10 protein-coding genes are annotated in these 23,235 nt (G+C 67.2%); 5 read left to right on the forward strand and 5 right to left on the reverse strand.

Features of this window, described 5'->3' with window-relative positions:
* Positions 1–39: 39 nt before the first annotated feature.
* A complete protein-coding gene (locus tag QZ749_RS11150; RefSeq protein ID WP_296946593.1) occupies positions 40–768 on the reverse strand; it encodes a 16S rRNA (uracil(1498)-N(3))-methyltransferase in 729 nt (242 codons plus the stop codon).
* 137 nt (positions 769–905) lie between these two features.
* On the opposite strand from QZ749_RS11150, the gene tkt reads away from it, so the two are divergent.
* The 3 genes from tkt (at position 906) to QZ749_RS11165 (ending at position 7,374) form a co-directional block, all read left to right on the forward strand.
* A complete protein-coding gene (tkt, locus tag QZ749_RS11155; protein ID WP_307726661.1) occupies positions 906–2,900 on the forward strand; it encodes a transketolase in 1,995 nt (664 codons plus the stop codon).
* A gap of 99 nt (positions 2,901–2,999) precedes the next feature.
* A complete protein-coding gene (gene gap, locus QZ749_RS11160; RefSeq protein WP_296946596.1) occupies positions 3,000–4,010 on the forward strand; it encodes a type I glyceraldehyde-3-phosphate dehydrogenase in 1,011 nt (336 codons plus the stop codon).
* A 442-nt stretch (positions 4,011–4,452) separates the two neighbouring features.
* Positions 4,453–7,374, forward strand: a complete 2,922-nt coding sequence (locus QZ749_RS11165; protein WP_296946599.1) for a TonB-dependent siderophore receptor — start codon at positions 4,453–4,455, stop codon at positions 7,372–7,374.
* Between the two features lie 136 nt (positions 7,375–7,510).
* On the opposite strand, the gene map is transcribed toward QZ749_RS11165, so the two are convergent.
* The 4 genes from map to glnE all read right to left on the reverse strand — a co-directional run bounded on the left by map (position 7,511) and on the right by glnE (position 17,919).
* A complete protein-coding gene (gene map / locus QZ749_RS11170; RefSeq protein ID WP_296946600.1) occupies positions 7,511–8,272 on the reverse strand; it encodes a type I methionyl aminopeptidase in 762 nt (253 codons plus the stop codon).
* A gap of 153 nt (positions 8,273–8,425) precedes the next feature.
* Positions 8,426–11,266 carry a TonB-dependent receptor domain-containing protein gene (locus QZ749_RS11175; protein WP_296946603.1) on the reverse strand — a complete coding sequence of 947 codons (2,841 nt, stop codon included), beginning with the start codon at positions 11,264–11,266 and terminating at the stop codon, positions 8,426–8,428.
* 591 nt (positions 11,267–11,857) lie between these two features.
* Positions 11,858–14,764, reverse strand: a complete 2,907-nt coding sequence (locus QZ749_RS11180; protein ID WP_296946605.1) for a TonB-dependent receptor domain-containing protein — start codon at positions 14,762–14,764, stop codon at positions 11,858–11,860.
* A 386-nt stretch (positions 14,765–15,150) separates the two neighbouring features.
* Entirely contained in the window at positions 15,151–17,919 is a 2,769-nt protein-coding gene (gene glnE / locus QZ749_RS11185; RefSeq protein WP_296946608.1) for a bifunctional [glutamate--ammonia ligase]-adenylyl-L-tyrosine phosphorylase/[glutamate--ammonia-ligase] adenylyltransferase, read from the reverse strand.
* A gap of 203 nt (positions 17,920–18,122) precedes the next feature.
* Between glnE and QZ749_RS11190 the strand changes: the two genes are divergently transcribed.
* Positions 18,123–22,391 (forward strand): YhdP family protein, encoded by a 4,269-nt coding sequence (locus tag QZ749_RS11190; protein ID WP_296946611.1) that lies wholly within the window; start codon positions 18,123–18,125, stop codon positions 22,389–22,391.
* Entirely contained in the window at positions 22,388–23,188 is an 801-nt protein-coding gene (locus QZ749_RS11195) for a carbon-nitrogen hydrolase family protein (protein ID WP_296946614.1), read from the forward strand. The genes QZ749_RS11190 and QZ749_RS11195 overlap by 4 nt, the downstream gene beginning before the upstream one ends.
* Positions 23,189–23,235 lie beyond the last annotated feature (47 nt).

Here is a 23,235-nt window from a genome sequence, read left to right on the forward strand (position 1 = left end):
CGACCGCAGCTCCGGCTGCGGTTTTTTTATGCCTGCGCGCTAGATTCCGCCCCATTGCGCCGCCAGGATCGCCAGCGCCGCCAGCCCCGCCGTCTCGGTGCGCAGCACGCGCGGTCCCATCGACAGGGGCAGGGCGCCGGCGGCGATCGCCGCCGCTTCTTCCTCGTCGCCGAAGCCGCCTTCCGGGCCCACCAGCAGGCACACGTCCTGCGCCGGATTGGCGCGCGTCCACTGCGCCAGCGAGGCGTCGGCGCGCGGACTGAGCAGGATTCGCACGGCCGCGCCGGCCGGCCGCGCGATCCAGCGCCCGACGTCTTCCACCGGCGCCACCTGTGCCAGGCGGTTGCGGCCGCACTGTTCCGACGCGCTCACGACCACGCCCTGCCAGTGCGCCAGCCGCTTGTCCGCGCGCTCGCCGGACAGCTTGACGACCGAACGGCGCGCCGCCAGCGGCTGGATGGCGGCCACGCCCAGCTCGACCGCCTTCTCGACGATCCAGTCCATCTTGCTGCCTTCCGGCAGGCCCTGGGCCAGGGTGACGGCGAAGGGCAGTTCGGCTTCCACCGCCTCGTGCGCCAGCACCTCGGCGCTGGCGCGGCGCTTGCCGATCTCGACCAGGCGGGCGCGCACCTGGCCGCCGGCGCCGTCGAACAGCACGAGCGCGTCGCCCGGCTGCTGGCGCACGACGTGCAGGTGGTGGGCGACCGTTTCCGGCAGGTCGACGATGCTGCCGGCGACCAGCGGCTGGGGACAGTAAAAGCGTGGCATGGATGGCAATCCGGAAGGTGGCGAAGCCGGCATTTTAAATCCTCGCCGGCGCCCTCTGGTAAAATACCCGGTTAAGGCCAGCCGCATGTGCATACATCAGCGCCACCGCTTTCCAATCCTCAGTACTCACCGCACCCATGAAATCTCTGCAAACCACCACCCTGATGGCCAACGCGATCCGTGCGCTGGCGATGGACGCCGTCCAGAAAGCCAACTCCGGCCACCCCGGCATGCCGATGGGCATGGCCGAGATCGCCGTCGCGCTGTGGGACGGCCACTATCGCCATAACCCGGCCAATCCGGGCTGGATGAACCGCGACCGTTTCCTGCTGTCGAACGGCCACGGCTCGATGCTGCACTACGCGCTGCTGCACCTGTCGGGCTACGACCTGACCATGGACGACATCCGCAACTTCCGCCAGCTGCACAGCAAGACCGCGGGCCACCCGGAAGTCGGCATCACCCCGGGCGTGGAAACCACCACCGGCCCGCTGGGCCAGGGCATCGCCAACGCCGTCGGCATGGCGCTGGCCGAGTGGCTGCTGGCGCGTGAATTCAACCGCCCGGGCTTCGACATCGTCGACCACTACACCTACGCGTTCGTCGGCGACGGCTGCCTGATGGAAGGCATCTCGCACGAAGTGGCGTCGCTGGCCGGCACGCTGCGCCTGAACAAGATGATCTGGCTGTACGACGACAACGGCATCTCGATCGACGGCAAGGTCGAAGGCTGGTTCACCGACGATACCCCGAAGCGCTTCGAAGCCTACGGCTGGAACGTGATCCCGGACGTCGACGGCCACGACGTGGCGGCGGTGGACGCGGCGATCGCCAGGGCGAAGAACTCGGACCGCCCCACGCTGATCTGCTGCAAGACCATCATCGGCAAGGGCTCGCCCAACCTGCAGGGCGGCGACAAGGTGCACGGCGCCGCGCTGGGCGAGAAGGAAGTCGCGGCGGTGCGCGAGCACCTGATCTGGGATGCGATCCCGTTCGACATCCCGGCGCCGATCTACGAAGCCTGGGACCAGAAGCAGAAGGGCGCCGAAGCGCAGGCCGCCTGGGACGCGCTGTTCGCCGGCTACCGCGCGCAGTACCCGGAACTGGCCGCCGAATTCGAGCGCCGCATGAAGAACGAACTGCCGGGCCAGTTCGAAGCCACGCTGGCCGCCGCCATCGCCGCCACCGTCGAGAAGAAGGAAACCATCGCCACCCGCAAGGCCAGCCAGAACGCGATCCAGGCGCTGGCGCCGGTGCTGCCGGAATTCCTGGGCGGCTCGGCCGACCTGACCGGCTCGAACCTGACCAACTGGAAGGAATCGATCGCGCTGCGCTCGGGCACCCCGGGCAACCACGTCAACTACGGCGTGCGCGAGTTCGGCATGTCGGCCATCATGAACGGCGTCGCCCTGCACGGCGGCTTCATCCCGTTCGGCGCGACCTTCCTGACCTTCTCGGACTACAGCCGCAACGCGCTGCGCATGGCCGCGCTGATGAAGATCCGTTCGCTGTTCGTGTTCACCCACGATTCGATCGGCCTGGGCGAAGACGGCCCGACCCACCAGTCGGTCGAACACGTCTCGTCGCTGCGCCTGATCCCGAACCTGGACAACTGGCGTCCGTGCGACACCACCGAATCGATGGTAGCCTGGGGCGAGTCGCTCAAGCGCAAGGACGGCCCGTCCACGCTGATCTTCTCGCGCCAGAACCTGCCGTACATGGAACGCGACGCCGCCACCGTGGCGAACGTCGCCCGCGGCGGCTACGTGCTGCGCGACGTCGCCAATCCGCGCGCCGTGCTGATCGCCACCGGCTCCGAAGTCGAGCTGGCCGTCAAGGCCGCCGAGGCGCTGGCCGGCCAGGGCATCCAGGTGCGCGTGGTCTCGATGCCGTCGACCGACGTGTTCGAGCGCCAGGACGCCGCCTACAAGGCCGCCGTATTGGGCAAGGGTATCCCGCGCGTGGCGGTGGAAGCCGGCGTGACCGACTTCTGGTACAAGTACGTCGGCCTGGAAGGCGCCGTGGTCGGTATCGACACCTTCGGCGAATCGGCGCCGGCGCCGGTGCTGTTCAAGCACTTCGGCTTCACGGTCGAGAACGTCGTCGGCAAGGTCAAGTCGGTGCTGGCGTAAGCCATCCCGCATCCGCCGCACGGTCTTGGGGACGGAATCGTGCGGCGGCGTTTCGCGCTATGCTTCGAAGATAAGATTTTTTTCAATCAGGAGTGATACATGACGATCAAGGTAGCAATCAACGGTTATGGCCGTATCGGCCGCAATGTGCTGCGCGCTTTCTACGAAGGCGGCAAGAAGCAGGACATCCAGATCGTGGCGATTAACGACCTCGGCAATTCCGAGTCGAACGCCCACCTGACCCGCTACGATACCACCCACGGCAAGTTCCCCGGCACCGTCGAAGTCGACGGCGACTTCATGATCGTCAACGGCGACCGCATCCGCGTGTTCGCGCAGCGCAACCCGGCCGAGATCCCGTGGGGCGAACTGGGCGTGGACGTCGTGCTCGAGTGCACCGGCTTCTTCACCACCAAGGAAAAGGCGTCGGCCCACCTGAAGGGCGGCGCCAAGAAGGTCATCATCTCGGCCCCGGGCGGCAAGGACGTCGACGCCACCATCGTGTACGGCGTCAACCACGACGTGCTGAAAGCCTCGGACACCGTGATCTCGAACGCGTCCTGCACCACCAACTGCCTGGCCCCGCTGGTCAAGCCGCTGAACGATGCGATCGGCCTGGAAAACGGCCTGATGACCACCGTCCACGCCTACACCAACGACCAGGTGCTGACCGACGTGATGCACGAAGACCTGCGCCGCGCCCGTTCGGCCACGCACTCGATGATCCCGACCAAGACCGGCGCCGCCGCCGCGGTCGGCCTGGTGCTGCCGGAACTGAACGGCAAGCTGGACGGCTACGCGATCCGCGTGCCAACCATCAACGTGTCGATCGTCGACCTGTCCTTCATCGCCAAGCGCGACACCACCGTCGACGAGATCAACGGCCTGATGAAGGCCGCCGCCGACGGTCCGCTGGCCGGCATCCTGACCTACAACACGGCGCCGCTGGTCTCGGTGGACTACAACCACAACCCGGCATCGTCGAACTTCGACGCCACCCTGACGAAAGTCTCGGGCCGCCTGGTGAAGGTCTCGTCCTGGTACGACAACGAGTGGGGCTTCAGCAACCGCATGCTGGACACCACCGTGGCCCTGATGAACGCCAAGTAATTCCGGCGATTGCGCCATGCAACGCTCCTTCGGGAGCGTTTTTTTTTGGCCGATCGCATGCCGGCGTGCGTGGTGCAGCGCGCCATCGACGGCGGGGCAGGCCAGCCGGTCGGCGATCCGTTCCGTGCCTCGATGCACCGTTGCGGTGCGTCATGCACATCCGCCGGGCGACGCCGCACCGATGTAACACGTACAACGCTTTTTCATGGACATGGTGCGCCGCATCAATCTAGCAAAACTTTATGAGGCGAAGTTAAGAATATACGGTGAAAAATTGCGCAAATGCAGAATGGCGCATATTTACGTGTATCGTAAAAGATACATATGCGGACATTTCATGAAGATGTTATAAAAAAATATTTCGCTTTACTCATCTCCTTTGGCACACTCGATCTGTGCAGTATGCACGTCGAAAATAAAATTCGTGAAGAGAGAGATGACCTTGGAAAAACAGTTTCTGCTGAAACCCAGCGTAATCGCTGTGCTGCTGGCCCTGGGAACCGCCCCGTATGCCGTAGCCCAGACCAGCGCGACCAGCGCCACCCCGACCGGCCAGAGCGGCGCGACGACCACCGCGCCCGCAACGGTCTATGTGACTGGTTCCAACATCAAGCGCACCGACAAGGAAGGCACGTCGCCGGTCAGCGTCGTGACCGCCCAGGACATCAAGAACACGGGCGCCACCTCGGTCTCGGACCTGATGAAGTACATCCCGTCGATGGGTACCGACGGCAACCAGGACTTCGGCAGCGGCTCGGGCTTCGCCAAGGGCGCCTCCACCGCCTCGCTGCGCGGCCTGGGTTCCTCGTCGACCCTGGTCCTGCTGAACGGCCGCCGCATCACCCCGGCGCCGTACGCCGACCCGAACGCCGGCAACTCGGTCATCTATGACCTGAACTCGATCCCGGTCGCGGCCATCGAACGCATCGAGGTGCTGCAGGACGGCGCCTCGGCCGTCTACGGTTCCGACGCGATCGCCGGCGTCATCAACTTCATCCTGAAGTCGAGCTACGAAGGCGCCGAGATCTCGGCGCGCGGCGGCGCCAACGACGACGGCAACTTCCGCAAGAAGGGCTTCAACGGCATCTGGGGCAAGGGCGACCTGGAAAACGACGGCTACTCCTTCATGATCACCGGCGACTTCAGCCAGCGCGACCGTACCAAGCGCCGCGACGCCACCGACATCGAGTACGAGCAGTACCAGATCATGAACGGCCGCTTCAAGTCGAACTACTCGAGCACCGTCTCGCGCTACGCGACCTATTTCCGCGAAACCCGTCCAGGCAGCAACAGCTTCGGCGTGACCCAGGCGACCGCGCCCAACAACATGCGTTTCGACACCAGCTGCCCGACCTCGCAGCAACTGGTGGGCAGCACCGCGCTCGGCCTGCTGCCGACCAGCGTCTACCTCGGCCGCACGTTCTGTAACTACGATGCCGACCAGTTCCTGGAAGCCCAGGGCTGGGGCCGCGACATCAACGTCATCAGCCATGGCGAGATCAAGGTCGGCAACACCGGCATCGTCGGCTTCGCCGACGTGAACTACTCGCGCGTCGAGCGCGAGTACACCGGCGCGCCGATCACGATCGGCACCACCAGCGTCACCAACTTCACGAATTCGGGCGTTACCACGCCGTTCCAGGCGATCCTGCCGATCGGCCACCCGGACAACCCGTTCACCGATGCGCGTTCCTCGGTCCAGTACCGCTTCGACAACCTGCGTGGCGGCTCGGCCAGCAAGAACGACGGCGTCCGCGTCGTCGCCGGTTTCCGCGGCAGCAACTTCGGCTGGGACTGGGAAACCGCCGGCCTGTGGAACCGTTCGGAGCGCGACGACGTCACCTACGGCCGCCTGTACCTGCCGGTGCTGCGCACGCTGGTGACCCAGAACCGTTCGCTGGCGTCGCTGAATGCCGACCCGAACCTGGGCCACGACGTCATCGCCAACAACAAGTCGCAGATCTCGCAATGGGACGCCAAGGCCACGACCGAATTCGGCCAGCTGCCGGGCGGTAAGATCGGCGTCGCCGTCGGTGGCGAGATCCGCCGCGAGACGATCAACCTGAACCCGGATCCGCTGGTCGCCTCGGGCCAGATCTACGGCCTGGCCAACACCATCCTGGACAGCGGCCGTACCGTCAAGTCGGCGTTCGTCGAATTCCGCACCCCGGTCCTGAAGAACCTCGAGTTCGACTTCGCCGGCCGCGTCGACAAGTACCCGAACATCAAGACCAACTTCGTGCCGAAGGTCGGCGGCAAGTGGACCATCAACGATACGTTCGCGGTCCGCGGCACCTATGCCGAGGGCTTCCGCGCACCGTCGCTGAGCCAGGTCGTGGCCGGCGGCGCCCAGTACTTCCTGAGCGGCGTGTGGGATCCGAAGCGTTGCGGTCCGGACCACCAGACCCCGCTGCCGGGTGGCGGCACCACCCAGGACTGCTCGCGCAGCATCGCCGGCACCGGCGGCTTCAACCCGGACCTGAAGCCGGAAGAATCGAAGAGCTACAACATCGGCCTGATCTTCTCGCCGACCAGCTACTTCGACATGACGGTGGACTTCTTCAACATCAAGCGCCGCAACGAGATCGTGCTGGGCACGTCGGACCAGGCGCTGAAGGACGAAGACCGCTTCCCGCAGAACGTGACGCGCGATACCAACCCGGCCAGCTTCCTGGTCGACGCGGCCGGCAACCCGATCCCGGGCACCGGTTCGCTGCTGATGGTGGCGACCCCGTGGCGCAACCAGGGCAAGACCGAGCTGGGCGGCGTCGACCTCGAAGCACGCCTGCGCAACAAGCTGGGCGAGTGGGGTTCGCTGTCGACCACGCTGCGCTCGACCTACGTGCAGACCTACAAGATCTGGCAGAACGAAGGCGACCCGGTCCACAACGTGGCCGGCACCCAGCCGGGCCTGAGCGACTGGCTGCTGTCCACCGGCACCCAGATGCCGCGCTGGAAGACCACGCTGTCGAGCACCTGGACCCGTGGCGACCACATCGTCAGCGCGGCGCTGAACTACGTGAGCCCGATCTCGCTGCTGCGTCGCTACGACGGCGAGACGACCTACGCGCAGCCGTTCTGCCACTACGGCACCCGCAAGCCGACCGACGCGGCGCCGGACCGCGATACGTCGAACTCGCTGTACGAGACGTTCTACCCGCAGTGCGCGATCAAGGAGTGGACGACCATCAACGTGGGCTATACGTACACCGGCTTCCGTAACTGGACCCTCAGCGCCAACGTGCAGAACCTGTTCGACACCAAGGCGCCGTACGATCCGACCAACACGACCGCCGGCTTCAACGAAGACCTGCACAACCCGTACGGCCGCTACTTCAACTTCAGCGCACGCTACAAGTTCTGATAGCGCCGCTGCAACCGCCGCCCGGCCCGCCGGGCGGCGGCGGCAAAAAAGCCCGCCGGTTCGCACCGGCGGGCTTTTTTTTGGGTCAGAGCCCGGTGTTGATGTCAAAGGGCTCTGACCCTGGTTTTGCTTGAGTTTACTTCGGCCAGGGCGTCAGGATCTCGAACCCGTTTTTGGTCACCGCGATCATGTGCTCCCACTGCGCCGACAGCGAGCGGTCGCGCGTGACCACCGTCCAGCCGTCGTCGAGCTGTTCGACGTCGGCCTCGCCCAGGTTGATCATCGGCTCGACGGTGAAGGTCATGCCTTCCTTGAGCAGCAGCCCGGTGTTGGGGCGGCCGTAGTGCAGCACTTGCGGATCCTCGTGGTAGACCTTGCCGATGCCGTGGCCGCAGTATTCGCGCACCACCGAGTAGCCGGCGCCTTCGGCCAGCTTCTGGATCGCGTGGCCGACGTCGCCCAGGCGCGCGCCCGGACGCACGGCGCGGATGCCGGCCATCATCGCGTCGTAAGTGGTGTCGACCAGCTTCTGCGCCTCGGGGCGCGGGGTGCCGGCGAAGAACATGCGGCTGGTGTCGCCGTGCCAGCCGTCCTTGATCACGGTGACGTCGATGTTGATGATGTCGCCGTCCTGCAGGATCTCGGTCTCGCTCGGGATGCCGTGGCAGACCACGCCGTTGACCGAGGTGCACAGCGTCTTCGGAAAGCCGTGGTAGCCGACGTTGGCCGGCGTGGCCTTCTGCACCTTGCGGATGTAGTCGTTGCAGCGGCGGTCGAGTTCCTCGGTCGAGACACCGGGGACGACGTATTCCTTGATCATTTCCAGCACTTCGGCCGCCAGGCGGCCGGAGACGCGCATCTTGCCGATGTCCTTGTCGTTCTTGAGTTTGATTGCCATGGTTCGTAGGGGATAGGGCCGCCGCGCGGGCGGCAAACCGCTCATGATACCGCGTCGCGCGCGCTGGCGGACGGCACCATGAAAAATGCCCGCCGGGCGGACCCGGCGGGCATCGGTCAGGTTCTCATGCAAGCGGCTCGCAGGCCGCCGTCATCAGAAGGCCTGGTTGTAGCGCACGTAGAAGAAGCGGTCGATCGGCTTGTCGGCGTCCACCGAGGACGACGAGGTGTAGCCGGAGATGTACGCCTGGTACGTGACGCGCGGCTTCTTGTCGAACAGGTTGTTCACGCCGAACTGGATCTGGCCCTTCCACGGGGTCTTGTAGTTCAGGTTGATGTCGTGGTAGACCAGCGCGCCCTGCTTGTTGGCGCCGGTGCCCCAGCTCGCTTCGAACTCAGGCATGCTGCACTCGGTTTCCGAATCCCAGCACTGGTCCTTGATCGGGCTGAAGTAGCGGCTGGTCCAGGTGGCGCCCCAGTTGCCCATGCTCCAGTCCAGCGACACGTTGGCCTTCACGCGGTTGTACAGGAATTCGCCGGCGTATTCCTGCCAGTCGGCGCCGTCTTCGCTGCGCGACTTGTACGAGTTCAGGTAGGTGCCGTCGGCACGGACGCCGAAGCGGCCGTACTGGGTCATCGGGAAGCGGTAGCTCAGCGCGACGTCGATGCCCGAGGTTTCCAGGCGACCCAGGTTGGCGTTGCCGCGTTCCAGGTAGGTGATCTCGTGGGTGACCGGGTCACGCACGATCGACGAGCAGAACGAGCTGACGTTCTCGGTGTAGCACTGGCTGGTCACGAAGTTCGCGTCGATGCCGGTGATGCGGTTGTTCACGTTGACCTTGTACCAGTCCAGCGAGGCCGAGGCGCCCGGCAGCCACGACGGGCTGTAGACGATGCCGAGGGTCTTGCTGATCGCGGTTTCCGGACGCAGCGAGCTGTTGCCGGCGCCTGCCTGGAACGGGTACGGCGATTGCGCGCCGCCCGAGCTGGTGATCGGCTGGCTGTTCTGGTTCAGCTGGCGGAAGTTGGCGGGAACGCCTGCAGCGGCGCAACGCTGGGCCACGGTCGGGTTCTTCGCCGCTTCGCCGTAGATGCTGTCGCACGGGTCGATGTAGGAGTCGAAGGTCTGCTGGCCGCCACCGAAGGTGTCGCCCAGGGTCGGCGCGCGGAAGCCTTCGGCGATGGTGCCGCGGGCCAGCACGTCCTTGACCGGCTTCCACATGAAGCTGAACTTGCTGTTGTTGGTGGTGCCGAAGTTGTTGTAGTCCGAGTGGCGGGTCGCCAGGTCGATCGACAGCAGTTCAGCGAACGGCTTGTTCTTCAGCAGCGGGACGGCGACTTCCAGGTACGCTTCCTTGACGGTGTAGCGGCCGAAGGTCGAGTTGCCTGCCAGGTCGGTCGAGTAGCCCGACTGTTCGAACTGGCCCGGGCGGTCGTAGCCGCGCACTTCGCGGTGTTCCAGGCCGGCTGCCACGCCGATCGCGCCGGCCGGCAGGTTGTAGATTTCGCCGCTGATGTTGGCGGTGGCGCTGTTGGTGGTGCTGCCGTAGGTCGCCTGGCCGGTCGACATGATGTAGTTCAGGCCGGCCTGGGTCGAGGCCGACGGGCCGCCCAGGATGTTGAACGGCACGCACTCGGCCAGCGCGATCGGGTTGGCGGCGGTACCGCACTGGACCACGCCCGATGCGTTGACGAACGACGGACCCAGGGCTTTCTTCAGGTTCAGCAGGTTGATGTTGCCGGTACCCAGCACCGAACCGGTGACGGCGCTGTGGTTGTAGCCCACGTCCCAGTTGAAGGTACGGCCCAGGGCGCCGAATTCGCCGGACAGGGTCGCATCCAGGTGGGTGGTGCGGCTTTCGTTCTCGGTGGTACGCGGCACTTCGATGGTGCGGCGGTAGAAGAACAGGTCCTGGCCGCCGGTGCCGCCGAGGGCCTGGTTGCCGTACGGATTGTAGTAGCTGTTCTTGTCGACATAGACCGGGTAGTTCGGCTGCGACAGGCTGTTCAGCGGGTAGCCGGCCACCTGCGACTTCGAGGTACGCTCGGCGTACATCGCGGTGGTGCGGAAGATCATGTCGTACGGCAGGTTGACCTCACCCTTGGTGAAGATCGTGTCCAGCTTCGTCGGCATCGCGAACTGCATCTGGCTCGTCGAATTGAACGTGTCGGCCGGGGTGCCGGTGACGAAATTGTGGTAGTTGCCCGCCACGTTCGAGGCCGCACCGGTACCGTCGCCCAGCGAGCCGCCGGTGTGGTTCAGGTACTGGTTGAAGCCGGTGGCCGAGCCGGTCGGACCGACCTGGCGGATGCGGCCCCACGGACCGGCGCCCAGGGCGTCGTCCGGATGGTTCGGGCCGTAGCCGTAGGCCGTCTCGGGACGGGCATTCGCCATGATGGCGCCCTGTTCGGTGTGCGACAGGCCGAACATGACCGATGCCTTGTCGTTGTTCGCACCATAGGCCAGCGAGAAGTCCTTGTTCTTGCCGTCGCCGTTCTTTTCGTTGGCGCCGGTGTACACGCTCAGCTGGCCGCCTTCCATCGACTTCTTCAGGATGATGTTGACCACGCCCGCGATCGCGTCCGAACCGTAGATCGCCGATGCGCCATCCTTCAGGATTTCGATGCGGTCGATCATCGACGACGGGATCGTCGAGATGTCGGTGTAACCGTTGACGCTCGAGCTCCAGCGCTTGCCGTCCACCAGGGTCAGCAGGCGGTTCGCGCCCAGATTGCGCAGGTTCGGGTACTGGCCGCCGTTCTCACGGTTCGATACCAGGGAGCCGCCCTTGCTGAAGTCCGGGGAGCCGGCCGACGTCATGTTGTTCAGGATGTCGCCGACGGTGACGAGACCTGTCTTCTGGATTTGTTCCTGGGTCATCACCTGGACCGGTTGTGCGGTCTCCAGGTCGACCTGGCGGATACGCGAGCCGGTCACTTCGACGCGCTGCATCGACGTGGTGTTCTGGGCCTCTTGAGCATGGGCTGCGTGCATCCCGAAGGCGACGCCGCTGACACAGATCAAGCGGATCGACCGGGACAAGACTTTTTCCATCATGGTTACAAAACTCCTAGGGTTTAGGTACGGCAAATAGTGAGACACGGCCGTCGACGCGGTCGCTGATGCGACTGTCTGGAAAGAGCGTGCATATCGCTTTTTCCAAGTTGGCAATGGAATCATTTGGAATGGCAGCCTGTCAACGGACAACTTGTACACGCTTGTAAATGTTGCAGTCCTGCGTAATTACACAATTTGTCACAGAACTGTATCGATAAGTACGACTTCATCCCCCTATCGTCTTACAAATTTTTATTTTTAAAAACTTTACGCCCAAAAATGGTGCATAAAAGATGTCGAGAAAGTATGCATTGGCGGCGGCGTCAACACACTATCCACACGTGCGAAAAACAAATTTCTGCCGAAAAACGTCACCTTTTCGCAACGTTATTTGGAGTAACAAACGGTTTTCAGGGAATTTTCGATGCGCGGGAGTCATACCAAAACGCATTCGGGCAATGAAAAATGCCCGCCGGGCAGGGCCGGGCGGGCATCGGGGGAGGCGGCGGGGCCGCCGCCTTCAGGTCGTCAGAACGACTGGTTGTAGCGGACGTAGAAGAAGCGGTCGATCGGGCGTTCCGGATCCACTGCCGACGACGACGAGGTGCCGCCGTAGGCGCTGGCCGCGTCGTACACGACGATCGGCTTGCGGTTGAACACGTTGTTCGCGCCGACCATCAGCTTGCCTTTCCATGGCAGCGTGTAGCCGATCGACAGGTCGCTGTAGGTCATCGAACCCAGCTTGCTGTAGCCGGTGCCCCAGCTTGCCGCATCCGTCGGGTTGCTGCACTCCTGGTTGTTCGCCGCGCTCCAGCAGTGGACTTTCACGCCGCTGTAGTAACGCGAGGTCAGGGTGGCGTTCCAGTTGCCCAGGCTCCAGTCCAGGGTCAGGTTCGACTTCACGCGGTTGATGCCGAATTCGCCGGCGTAGTTGACGAAGTCCGACGTCGCGGTGCTCTTGATCTCGTAGGTATCGGTATAGGTCGATTCCGAACGGATGCCGAAGCGACCGTAAGGGGTCGTCGGGAAGCGGTAGGCGAAGGTCAGGTCGAAGCCCTTGGTGCCCAGTTCGCCCAGGTTGGCGTTGCCGCGCGACAGGGTGGTGATCTGGCCGGTGGCCGGGTCACGCTTGATCGCGTCGCAGAAGCTCTGCACGCCGTTGACGTAGCACTGGTTGATCACGTAGGTCGCCGAGACGCCGACGATCCGGTTCTTCACGCTGATGTCGAAGTAGTCCACCGACATGGTCAGGCCGTTGACGAACGACGGGCTGTAGACCAGGCCGAAGGTTTTCGTGGTCGCGGTTTCCGGCTGCACGCTGGCGTTGCCGGCGCCGGTGTTGAACGGCGTCGGCGACTGGGCGCCGCCGGCCGGGACCGCCGCGCCGGCCTGGTTGACCTGGCGGAAGGTGGTCGGCACGCCGGCCGCGGTGCAGCGGGTCTTGACGGCGGCGTTGTTGGCGGCCGCGCCGTACAGGCTGTCGCAGGCGTCCAGGTAGGAGTCGTACGACTGCGAGCCGCCGCCGAAGGTGTCGCTCAGGGTCGGGGCGCGGAAGCCTTCGGCCCAGGTGCCGCGTGCCAGCAGGTCCTTGATCGGCTTCCACATCACGCTGGCCTTGCTGTTCGTGGTGTTGCCGAAGTTGCTGTAGTCGGAGTAGCGCGAGGCGATATCCAGGCTCAGGTGTTCGGCGAACGGCACGTTCTTCAGCAGCGGGATGTTGGCTTCGAGGTAGGCTTCCTTGACGGTGTAGCGGCCGTAGGTCGCATTGCCCGCCAGGTCGGTCGAGTAACCCGACTGCTCGAACTGGCCCGGACGGTCGTAGCCGCGCACTTCGCGGTGTTCCAGGCCGCCGGCCACGCCCACCGCGCCTGCCGGCAGGGTGAACAGTTCGCCGGTGAGGTCGGCGGTGGCGCTGTTGACGGTCGAGCCGTAGGTGGCCTGGCCGGTCGACATCACGTAGTTCAGCGCGGCCTGGGTCGATGCCGACGGGCCGCCCAGGATGTCGAACGGTACGCATTCGGCCAGCGCGATCGGGTTGGCCGCGGTGCCGCACTGGATCGCGCCCGACGCGTTGCGGAACGACGGGCCCAGGGCCTTCTTCAGGTTCAGCAGGTTCAGGTTGCCGGTGCTCAGCACGGAGCCGGTGACGGCGCTGTGGTTGTAGCCGACGTTCCAGTTCCACGCCTTGTTCATGACGGTGAAGTCGCCTTCGAGCACGGCGTCGATGTGCAGGGTGCGGTTCTCGTTCTCGGTCACGCGCGGCACTTCGATCGTGCGGCGGTAGAAGAACAGGTCCTGGCCCTTGCCGGCGCCGGCGACCTGGTTGCCGTACGGGTTGAAGTAGCTGTCCTTGTCGATGTAGACCGGGAACTTGCTTTGGGTCAGCGAGTTGAGCGGATAGCCGGCGACCTGGCGCGACGAGGTGCGTTCCGCGTACATGGCGGTGGTCGTCAGGCGGGTGTCGTACGGCAGGGCGATGCTGCCTTTCGAGAACAACGTCGTCAGCTTGGTCGGCGACGTGAACATCATCTGGCTGGTCGAATTGAAGGTGTCGGCGTCGGCGTTGGCGTAGGCATGGTAGTTGGCCGGATCGCGCGAGTTCGCACCGGTGCCGTCGCCTTCCGGACCGCCGGTGTGGTTCAGGTACTGGTTGAAGCCGGTGGCCGCGCCGCTGCCGTTGACCTGGCGGATGCGGCCCCACGGGCCGGCGCCGTAGCCGGCGTTCAAGTGGTTCGGGCCGTAGCTGGTGGCGGTGACGGCGCGGTCCTTGGCCCAGACGGTGCCCTGCTGGGTGTGGCTCAGGCCGAACATCATGTTGGCGCGGTCGTCGCCGGCGCCATAGCTCAGCGAGAAGTCCTTGTTCTTGCCGTCGCCCTTTTCGTTGACGCCGGTGTACGCGCTCAGCTGGCCGCCTTCCATCGTCTTCTTCAGGATGATGTTGACCACGCCGGCGATCGCGTCCGAGCCATAGATCGAGGACGCGCCGTCCTTCAGCACTTCGATGCGGTCGATCATCGAGGCCGGCACGGTCGACATGTCGGTGTAGCCGGCCACGGTCTGGGTCCAGCGCTTGCCGTTGACCAGCACCAGCAGGCGGTTCGAGCCGAGGTTGCGCATATTGATGTACTGGCCGCCCTGCTCGCGGTTCGACGTCAGCGTCGAGCCTTTCGAGAACGCCGGCGTGCCGGCGGCGGACAGGTTGTTGATGATGTCGCCGACGGTGACCAGGCCGGTCTTCTGGATCTGTTCCTGGGTCATCACCTGGACCGGTTGTGCCGTTTCCAGGTCGACCTGACGGATGCGCGAACCGGTCACTTCGACGCGCTGCGGTGTCTCCGCGGCGGGTGCGGTCGTGGTGGTCTGCGCCTGGGCGATGCCGCCCATCGCTTGCAGGGCGACGGCAACGGCTAAGGCGATCTTCGTACGTTGTTGCATGGATTCTCCGTTCATGGACATCGGCCCGCCGGTTCATGGCCACCGGACCTTGTGACTGACAACTCGACTGCATACGGCACGCGCACCACGGGCGCGCTCCCCCCTTTCCGGGTGTGAGGAAGCGTGCATATTGTGCATACGTGGGTTGTATCAAATCATTCTGTATTGACTGGAGTCAATACGAGAAAAGTGGTTCTTTTGGAAGGTGGACAAAAAACAACATGCGGCATTGCAACATGCACCGCAATGGAATGGAATTGCTTGTTGCCAGTGCGAGGATGCCCGCGGAAAGTGCGATGGAAAGGCCGTGCGTGCGGCGCACGCAACGGCTGCGAACGAGGAGAGCAGGTGGGAAAACGGCGTGGCGCCGCCCGGGCGCCGGGCGCTCAGGCGCCGAGGCAGGCCCGCCACAGTCGCGTGACGGCGGCCGCGTGCGTCGCCACCAGCGCCGGGTCGACGTGCGCCGCGTCCTGCCCCTGCAGCCGGACCTGGTGCTGCAGGCGGCGCATCGCGCGGTAGGCGGCGGCCGCGCCCTCGGCCAGCTGCGCATCGACCAGGCCGAGCTGGCCGCACAGGCGCAGCAGGGCGATGTTGCCGACGTTGACGGTCAGCTGCGGCCAGGCGGCGGCGTGCAGCAGCACCAGGTACTGGACGATGAACTCGATGTCGATCATCCCGCCTTCGTCCTGCTTGAGGTCGAACAGGCCGCTGCGGTGCGGATGGGCGTCGCGCATGCGCTGGCGCATCTTGACGACTTCGGCGCGCAGCTCGTCCGCGCGGCCGGACCGGTCCTGGCGCAGCACGTCCTCGCGGATCGCCTCGAAGCGCGCGCCGATGGCGGCGTCGCCGGCGCAGAAGCGGGCCCGGGTGAGCGCCTGGTGTTCCCAGATCCAGGCCGAGGAACGCTGGTAGCGCTCGAACGCCGCCACCGACGACACCAGCATGCCGCTGGCGCCGTCCGGACGCAGCGCCGTGTCGATGTCGAACAGGATGCCGGCCGGGGTGTGCGTGGTCATCCACGTGATGAAGCGCTGGGCCAGCCTGGCGTAATTGGCGGGAGCGTCCTGGTCGTCGTCGTCGAACAGGAAGATCACGTCGAGGTCGGACACGTAGCCGAGCTCCTTGCCGCCCAGCTTGCCATAGGCGATCACGGCGAAGCGCGGCACCTCGCGGTGGCGCTTGGGGATCGTGCGCCAGGCGCGCCGCACGGTTTCGGCGACGACCAGGTCGGCCAGCGCCGACAGGTGGTCGGCCAGGCGCTCGACCGACAGCTCGCCGGCCAGGTCCAGCGCGAGCAGGCGGAACATCTGGGCATGGTGGGCTTCGCGCAGGATGTCGAGCTGGCGCTCGGTGTCGCCGTCGGCGGCGTCCAGGCGCGTCGCCAGTTCCGCCGCCAGCGGCGCGAGATCCTCGGCGCCGCCGACGCGGTCGTCGAGCAGCTCGTCGAGCAGGATCGGGTGCTGGGTCAGGAAGGTCGCGGCCCAGCCGCTGGCGTTGATCATGCGGATCACGCGCTCGAGCGTGTGCGGGTATTCGGTCAGCAGCGACAGGTAGGCCGAGCGGCGCGCGATCGCCTCGAAGAAGTCGAGCAGGCGCCCGAGCGTGGCCGCATGGCTGCCCAGGCCGGCCTCGCGCACCACCTGGGCGACCAGGGGCAGGGCGGCGTTCACCAGCGCCACCAGGCGCATGCGGCTGGCCTCGGGCAGGGTCTGCAGGCGCGGCGCCTGCCAGGTCGCCACCAGGCGCGCGGCGGCGCCCTGGGCATCGTCGAAGCCCTGCGCGGCCAGCCGCGCGGCGATCTCCTCGCGGCTGTCGGCGTCGCCCACGGCCACGTCCGGATCGACCTGCTCGGCATTGCCCGCCTTGTCGGCGAACATGGCGTCGAACTGCTCGGCCACGAAGCGGCGGCGTGCGTCCAGCGCGGCCAGCAGGGCGGCCTCGTCGGCCATGCCCATCATGCGCGCCACGGTGGCGCGGTCGTCCGGCGACGGCGGCAGCGTGTGGGTCTGGGCGTCTTCCAGGTATTGCAGCCGGTGTTCGAGGTTGCGCAGGAAGGTGTAGGCTTCGAGCAGGCGCTCGACCACGTCGGCCGTGAGCAGCTCGCGCTCGGCCAGCAGGCCCAGCGTCAGGCGCGTGGAGCGCTCGCGCAGGGCCGGGTCGCGCCCGCCGCGGATCAGCTGGAACACCTGGGCCAGGAACTCGATCTCGCGGATGCCGCCGCGTCCCAGCTTGACGTTGTGGCTGCGCTCCGGATGCAGGCGTTCCTGGCGGTTGACCTCGGCGCGGATCTGGGCGTGCATGTTGCGGATCGCGTCGATCACGCCGAAGTCGAGGTAGCGCCGGAACACGAACGGACGCACGATGGCGTCGAGCGCGGCGATGTCCTCGGCGGCGCCGGTGACGGCGCGCGCCTTGACCCAGGCATAGCGTTCCCATTCGCGGCCCTGGACGATCAGGTAGTCCTCGACCATGTTCAGGCTGGCCGCCAGTGGCCCCGACTTGCCGTTCGGGCGCAGCGCCATGTCCACGCGGAACGTGAAACCGTCCTCGGTGATCTCCGCCAGGGCGGCGATGAGCTTGCGGCCCAGGCGCACGAAGAATTCGTGGTTCGACAACACCTTCTGGCCGGGCCGGTCGGGGCGCGTCTCGCCGTCTTCCGGATAGACGAAGATCAGGTCGATGTCGGACGAGACGTTCAGCTCGAAGCCGCCGTGCTTGCCCATCGCCAGCACCATCATCTGCTGGGGCCGGCCGGATTCGTCGCCGACGGGCGTGCCGTGCGCGGCCGTCATCTCGGCCATCAGCTCGGCCAGGTGGCGCTGGACGGCGAAGTCGGCGAAGCGGCTCATCGCCGTGACGACCTCGTCGAGGTCGGCGCGGCCCTCGAGGTCGCGCCGGATCAGGGCGCATACCAGCAGGTTGCGCAGGCGGCGCATGGCGCGGCCCAGCCGCAGCGTGCCGCCGTGGGGGGCGTTGGCCGCCTCGGCCTCCAGCGTTGCGCCAAGATCCAGCCGGGCCAGCGATAATCCGGACACGGCGTCCAGGCGCCCGGCGCGCTCCGGCGCGGCGGCGAGCCAGCGTTGGTAAAAGCGCGACACGGCGGCCGGCGTACCGGCGGGGGAAGCGTGGGCTTGTTCGGGTGATGCGTGCGTCATGACGACTCCAGACGAGTGTTGTGCGTTCCGCGAGGCTTTCTATGCGGTAAAATTGCCCGCCACGCTGCCCTGGGTCAGCGTGATGGTAAGGCGGACGCCGCGAATGTTGCAAGCGCTCTCTTATTGACGAATATACACGGCGAATACACACGGGGGGCACCGGCGGCGGCATCGGCGCCGGCATCCCCCACGACGGCGAGCTTTTGAGCACCTTGATGCACAACCCGGAACCGCAGGCGGAACAGCAGAGCGAGCAGGAGCGCGGACCGCCGCAGGCCGGCGCGCCTGCCCACGCGCATCCGGCCCTGGCCGAGCGCTGGGCGCGCGCGCGCGCCTGCTACCGCTACGCCAACCTGGCCTCGCACCATGTGCTGGGCTTCACGATCAAGGCCGGCCTGCTCGTCTACTTCGCCTTCATGGTGCTGTTCCTGGCGCTGCGCTGGGCGATCCTCCCGAATATCGACATGTACAAGCCGGACATCGAGCGCGCCGCCAGCCGCGCGCTCGGCAATCCGGTGACCATTTCCCGCGTCTACGCCTCCTGGCGCGGCCTGCATCCCAACCTCTACCTCGGCGACGTGCACTTGCGCGACCGCGACGGCCGCCAGCTGCTGGCGCTGCCTTCGGTGTCGGCCACGCTGTCCTGGTGGTCGGTGGCGGCCGCCGAGCCGCGCTTCGAATCGATCGAGATCAACCGCCCCGAACTGGACGTGCGGCGCGACGCCGCCGGCGTCGTCTACGTAGCCGGCGTGCGCATCGACCCGCATGAAAAGAAAGAGGGCGGCGGCGCCGACTGGCTGCTGCGCCAGCGCGAGATCGTGATCCGCGAGGGCCGCCTGTCCTGGGACGACGCGCTGCGCGGCGCGCCGGTGCTGAACCTGTCCGGCGTGACGATGGTGCTGGACAACCGCTGGACCACGCATCGTTTCGCGCTCAAGGCGGCGCAGCCGCGCATCGCCGGGCGGCCGCAGGGCGAGCCGCTGGACGTGCGCGCGCGCTTCACGCATCCCGCGTTCGCGCGGCCGGCGGACGCGGCGCGCTGGAAGGGCGAGCTGTACGCCGACCTGCGCAATACCGACCTGGCCGCCTGGCGCCGCTACTTCGATTATCCGTTCGCGCTGCAGCAGGGCCGCGGCTCGGTGCGCGCCTGGCTCGATTTCGACCATGCGCGCCTGGCCGGCTTCACCGCCGACCTGGCGCTGGCCGGCGTGCAGGCGCGCCTGGCGCCGGACGCGGCGCCACTGGCGCTGGCGCGCATGGCCGGCCGGCTGTCGGTCAGCGAGACCATCGCCCCCGGCGAAGGCGACGGCAAGCCGACCTTCGGCGCGCTGGGCCACGACATCAGGCTCGAGAATTTTTCCGTGGCCACGCGCGACGGCACCGTGCTGCCGCCGGCCACGCTGTCGGAATCGTGGCGCCCGGCCGCGCGCGGCCAGCGTGAGCGCTTCCGCGTGCGCGCCGAGCAGGTCGACCTGGGCGCGCTGGCCGCGCTGGCGGTGCAGCTGCCGCTGGCGCAGGCGCAGCGCCAGCTGCTGGCCGAGCTGGCGCCGCGCGGCCGCCTGGTCGACGTCGACGCCGAGTGGCGCGGCCGCTTCCCCGACCTGTCCGGCTACCGCGTGCGTGGCCAGGTCGAGAACCTGGGCCTGGCCCCGCTGGCGGCGCGCGCCGCCGTCGCGGCCGCTCCCGGCCGTCCGGCCGTCGCCGCGCGCGCCGCGCTGCCGGGTTTTCGCAACCTGAGCGGCCGCATCGACGCCAGCGACGAGGGCGGCAGCGTCGACGTGGATGCCGACCAGTTCGCGCTGGCCATGCCGGCCTGGTTCGCCGACCCGGAAATGGCGTTCGACCGCCTGGCGCTGCGCGCGCGCTGGACCTGGCCGCAGGACGACCGCCTGCTGGTCGAGGTCGACAGCATGAACCTGACCCAGGGCGCGCTGAAGGCCTCGCTGTCGGGCCGCCACGTGCTGCCGCTGGGGCCCGGCCAGGGGCCCGGCACGGCGGACATCCATGCCACCGTCGACAACTTCGACATCGCCAGCATCGGACGCTGGCTGCCGCTGGCCACCCACGCGCACCTGCGCGACTGGCTGACCGGCGCGCTGCAGGGCGGCACCCTGCACGACGCGCGCCTGCGCCTGCGCGGCGACCTGTCCCGCTTCCCGTTCTACGCCGGCAATGCCGCCGAGCGCGCGCGCGGCGAGTTCCGCGTCAGCGGCCGCATCGAGGGCGGCAAGCTGGAGTACGCCCCCGGCCACGTCGGCGCCGACGGCAAGGCGCCGATGTGGCCGCTGGCCGAGAACATCGACGGCACGATCGTGTTCGACCGCGCGCGCATGGAAATCCACGGCGACACCGCGCGCACGGCCGGCGTGGCCCTGTCCAACGTGCGCGCCGTGATCCCGGACCTCGGCGCGCACGAGCTGATGCTCGACATCGACGGCAACGCCGCCGGCCCGCTGCAGGAATTCCTGCGCTACGTGGCCGCCACGCCGGTGCTGGAATGGATCGGCCACTTCACCGAGGGCACCGTGGGCAGCGGCCCGGCGAAGCTGGGCCTGAAGCTGCACCTGCCGCTGGCCAGCCTGCACGACGCCAGGGTGCAGGGAGCGCTGCAATTGCAGAACAACGACGTGGTGCTGTTCCCGGAACTGCCGCCGATCCAGGCGGCGCTGGGGCGCATCGAGTTTTCCGAGCATGGCGTCAACCTGAACGGCGTGGGCGCCAGCTTCCTGGGCGGTCCGCTGCAGCTGTCCGGCGGCACCCAGCGCGACGGCGCCATCGTGATCCGCATGGCCGGCAGCGCCAGCGCCGAGGGCATGCGCAACACGGCCTCGCTGCCGGCGCTGCAGCGCCTGGGCGCCAGGCTGTCGGGCGGCGCGCGCTTCGGCGGCAGCGTCACCGTCAAGGACCGCCAGACCCTGATCGTGCTCGACTCGAACCTGGCGGGCCTGGGCATCGAGCTGCCGGCACCCCTGAACAAGCCGGCCGCCGACGCGCTGCCGCTGCACTTCACGCTGGCCGCCCAGCCGACCGCCGCCGACGGCACCGGCCGCGACGAGATCCGCGTCGCGCTCGGCAACCTGGCCGCCGCCCGCTACCAGCGCGAACACCAGCCGCACGGTCCGTGGATCGTCAAGCGCGGCGGCATCGGCGTCAACGCGCCGGCGCCGGAGCCGGACGGCGGCATGATGATCAACGTCAACATGAAAGCGCTCAACGTCGACCGCTGGCTGGCGGCGGCGACCGAGATCGCCGGCCCGGCCGAGGCCCCGGGCGCGCCATCGGCCGCCGGCGCCGAGGCCGGCGGCATGGCGCAGTACCTGGTGCCGGACACCATCGCGGTGCGCGCCGGCGAACTGGTGATCGGCGAGCGCGCGCTGCGCGACGTCGTGGTCGGCGTGACCCACCAGCCGGGTTCCTGGCAGGCCAGCATCGATTCGCGCCAGGCGGTCGGCTGGGTCACCTGGAACGACACGCCGAACGGGCAGGGCATGGGCAAGGTGACGGCGCGCCTGGCCTCGCTCGACATCCCGGAATCCTCGGCCAACGAGGTCAAGGACCTGCTCGAGTCGAACAAGGGCGGCGTGGCCGGCATCCCGGGCCTGGACATCGTGGCCGAGCGCTTCGAGCTGTTCGACAAGCAGCTGGGCCGCCTGGAGCTGGTCGCCAGCAATGCCCAGGCGCTGGCCGGGCGCGAGTGGCGCATCGAGCGCCTGAGCCTGGGCAACCCGGATGGCCAGCTGAAGGCCAACGGCCGCTGGCTCACGCGCGACGGCAAGAGCAATACGGCGCTCAATTTCAACCTCGACATCCATGACGCGGGCCGCCTGCTGGACCGCCTCGGCTTCCCCGAGACGCTGCGGCGCGGCAAGGGCAAGCTGTCGGGCGACCTGTCCTGGGCCGGCCTGCCGTATGCGCTCGACATCCCCAGCCTGTCGGGCCAGGTCCAGATGAACGTCGAGGACGGCCAGTTCCTCAAGCAGGACCCGGGCGCGGCCAAGCTGCTGGGCGTGCTGAGCCTGCAGATGCTGCCGCGCATGCTCAAGCTCGACTTCCACGACGTGTTCTCGGAAGGCCTGGCCTTCGACGGCATCACGGCCAATGCGCTGATCCAGCGCGGCGTCGTGCGCACCGACAACCTCAAGATGCACGGCGTGGCAGCGACGGTGCTGATGGACGGCAGCGCCGACATCGCCAACGAATCGACCAACCTGCACGTGGTCGTGATCCCGGAGTTCAACCTCGGCACCGGTCCGCTGGTCTACGGCCTGGCAGTCAACCCGGTCATCGGCCTGGGCAGCTTCCTGGCCCAGCTGTTCCTGCGCGCGCCGGTGATGAAGGCGCTCACCTACCATATGCAGGTGACAGGACCGTGGAAATCGCCGAATATCGTCAAACTGGACAACCCCGCGGCCGACGCGGCCGCGCAGAAGCGTCCCGCGGCCGCCGCCGCGCAAGACAAGGAAGCGCAATGAAAACGACCGTCGCAGCAGTGCAGATGGTGTCCACGCCCGTCGTGGACGAGAACCTGGCGACCGCCGGCCGCCTGATCGCCGAGGCCGCCGGCCGCGGCGCGCGCCTGGTGACCCTGCCGGAATACTGGCCGATCATGGGCATGAGCGACGCCGACAAGGTGGCGCGCGCCGAGCAGCCGGGCGCGGGACCGATCCAGGACTTCCTTGCGGCCCGGGCGCGCGAGCACGGCATCTGGCTGATCGGCGGCACGCTGCCGCTGGTGTCGGGCGACGCCGGCAAGGTGCTCAACACGACGCTCGTGCACGGTCCCGACGGCCGGCCGGCCGGGCGCTACGACAAGATCCACCTGTTCGGCTTCAACAAGGGCAGCGAATCCTACGACGAAGCGCGTACCATCGTCCCCGGCGCCACCGTCGGCAGCTTCGAGGCCCCGTTCGGCCGCGTCGGGATGTCGATCTGCTACGACCTGCGCTTCCCGGAACTGTTCCGCGCGATGGGCGACTGCGCGCTGGTCGTGGTGCCGGCCGCCTTCACCTACACGACCGGCAGCGCCCACTGGGAAGTGCTGCTGCGCGCCCGCGCGATCGAGAACCAGTGCTACGTGCTGGCGTCGGCCCAGGGCGGCACGCACCGCAACGGCCGCCGCACCTATGGCCACAGCATGCTGGTCGACCCGTGGGGCGAGGTGCAGGCGGTGTTGCCGGAAGGCGAGGGCGTGGTCGTCGGCGAGATCGACGGCGAATTCATGGCCAGGGTGCGCGAGAGCCTGCCGGCCCTGAAGCACCGCAGGATGTAGCGGCGGGGCAGGGCGCACCCTGCGACCTGCCCGGTGGGTTGCCGGCG

The sequence above is a fragment of the uncultured Massilia sp. genome (genome assembly GCF_913773735.1).
Classification (GTDB): Bacteria; Pseudomonadota; Gammaproteobacteria; order Burkholderiales; family Burkholderiaceae_D; genus Telluria.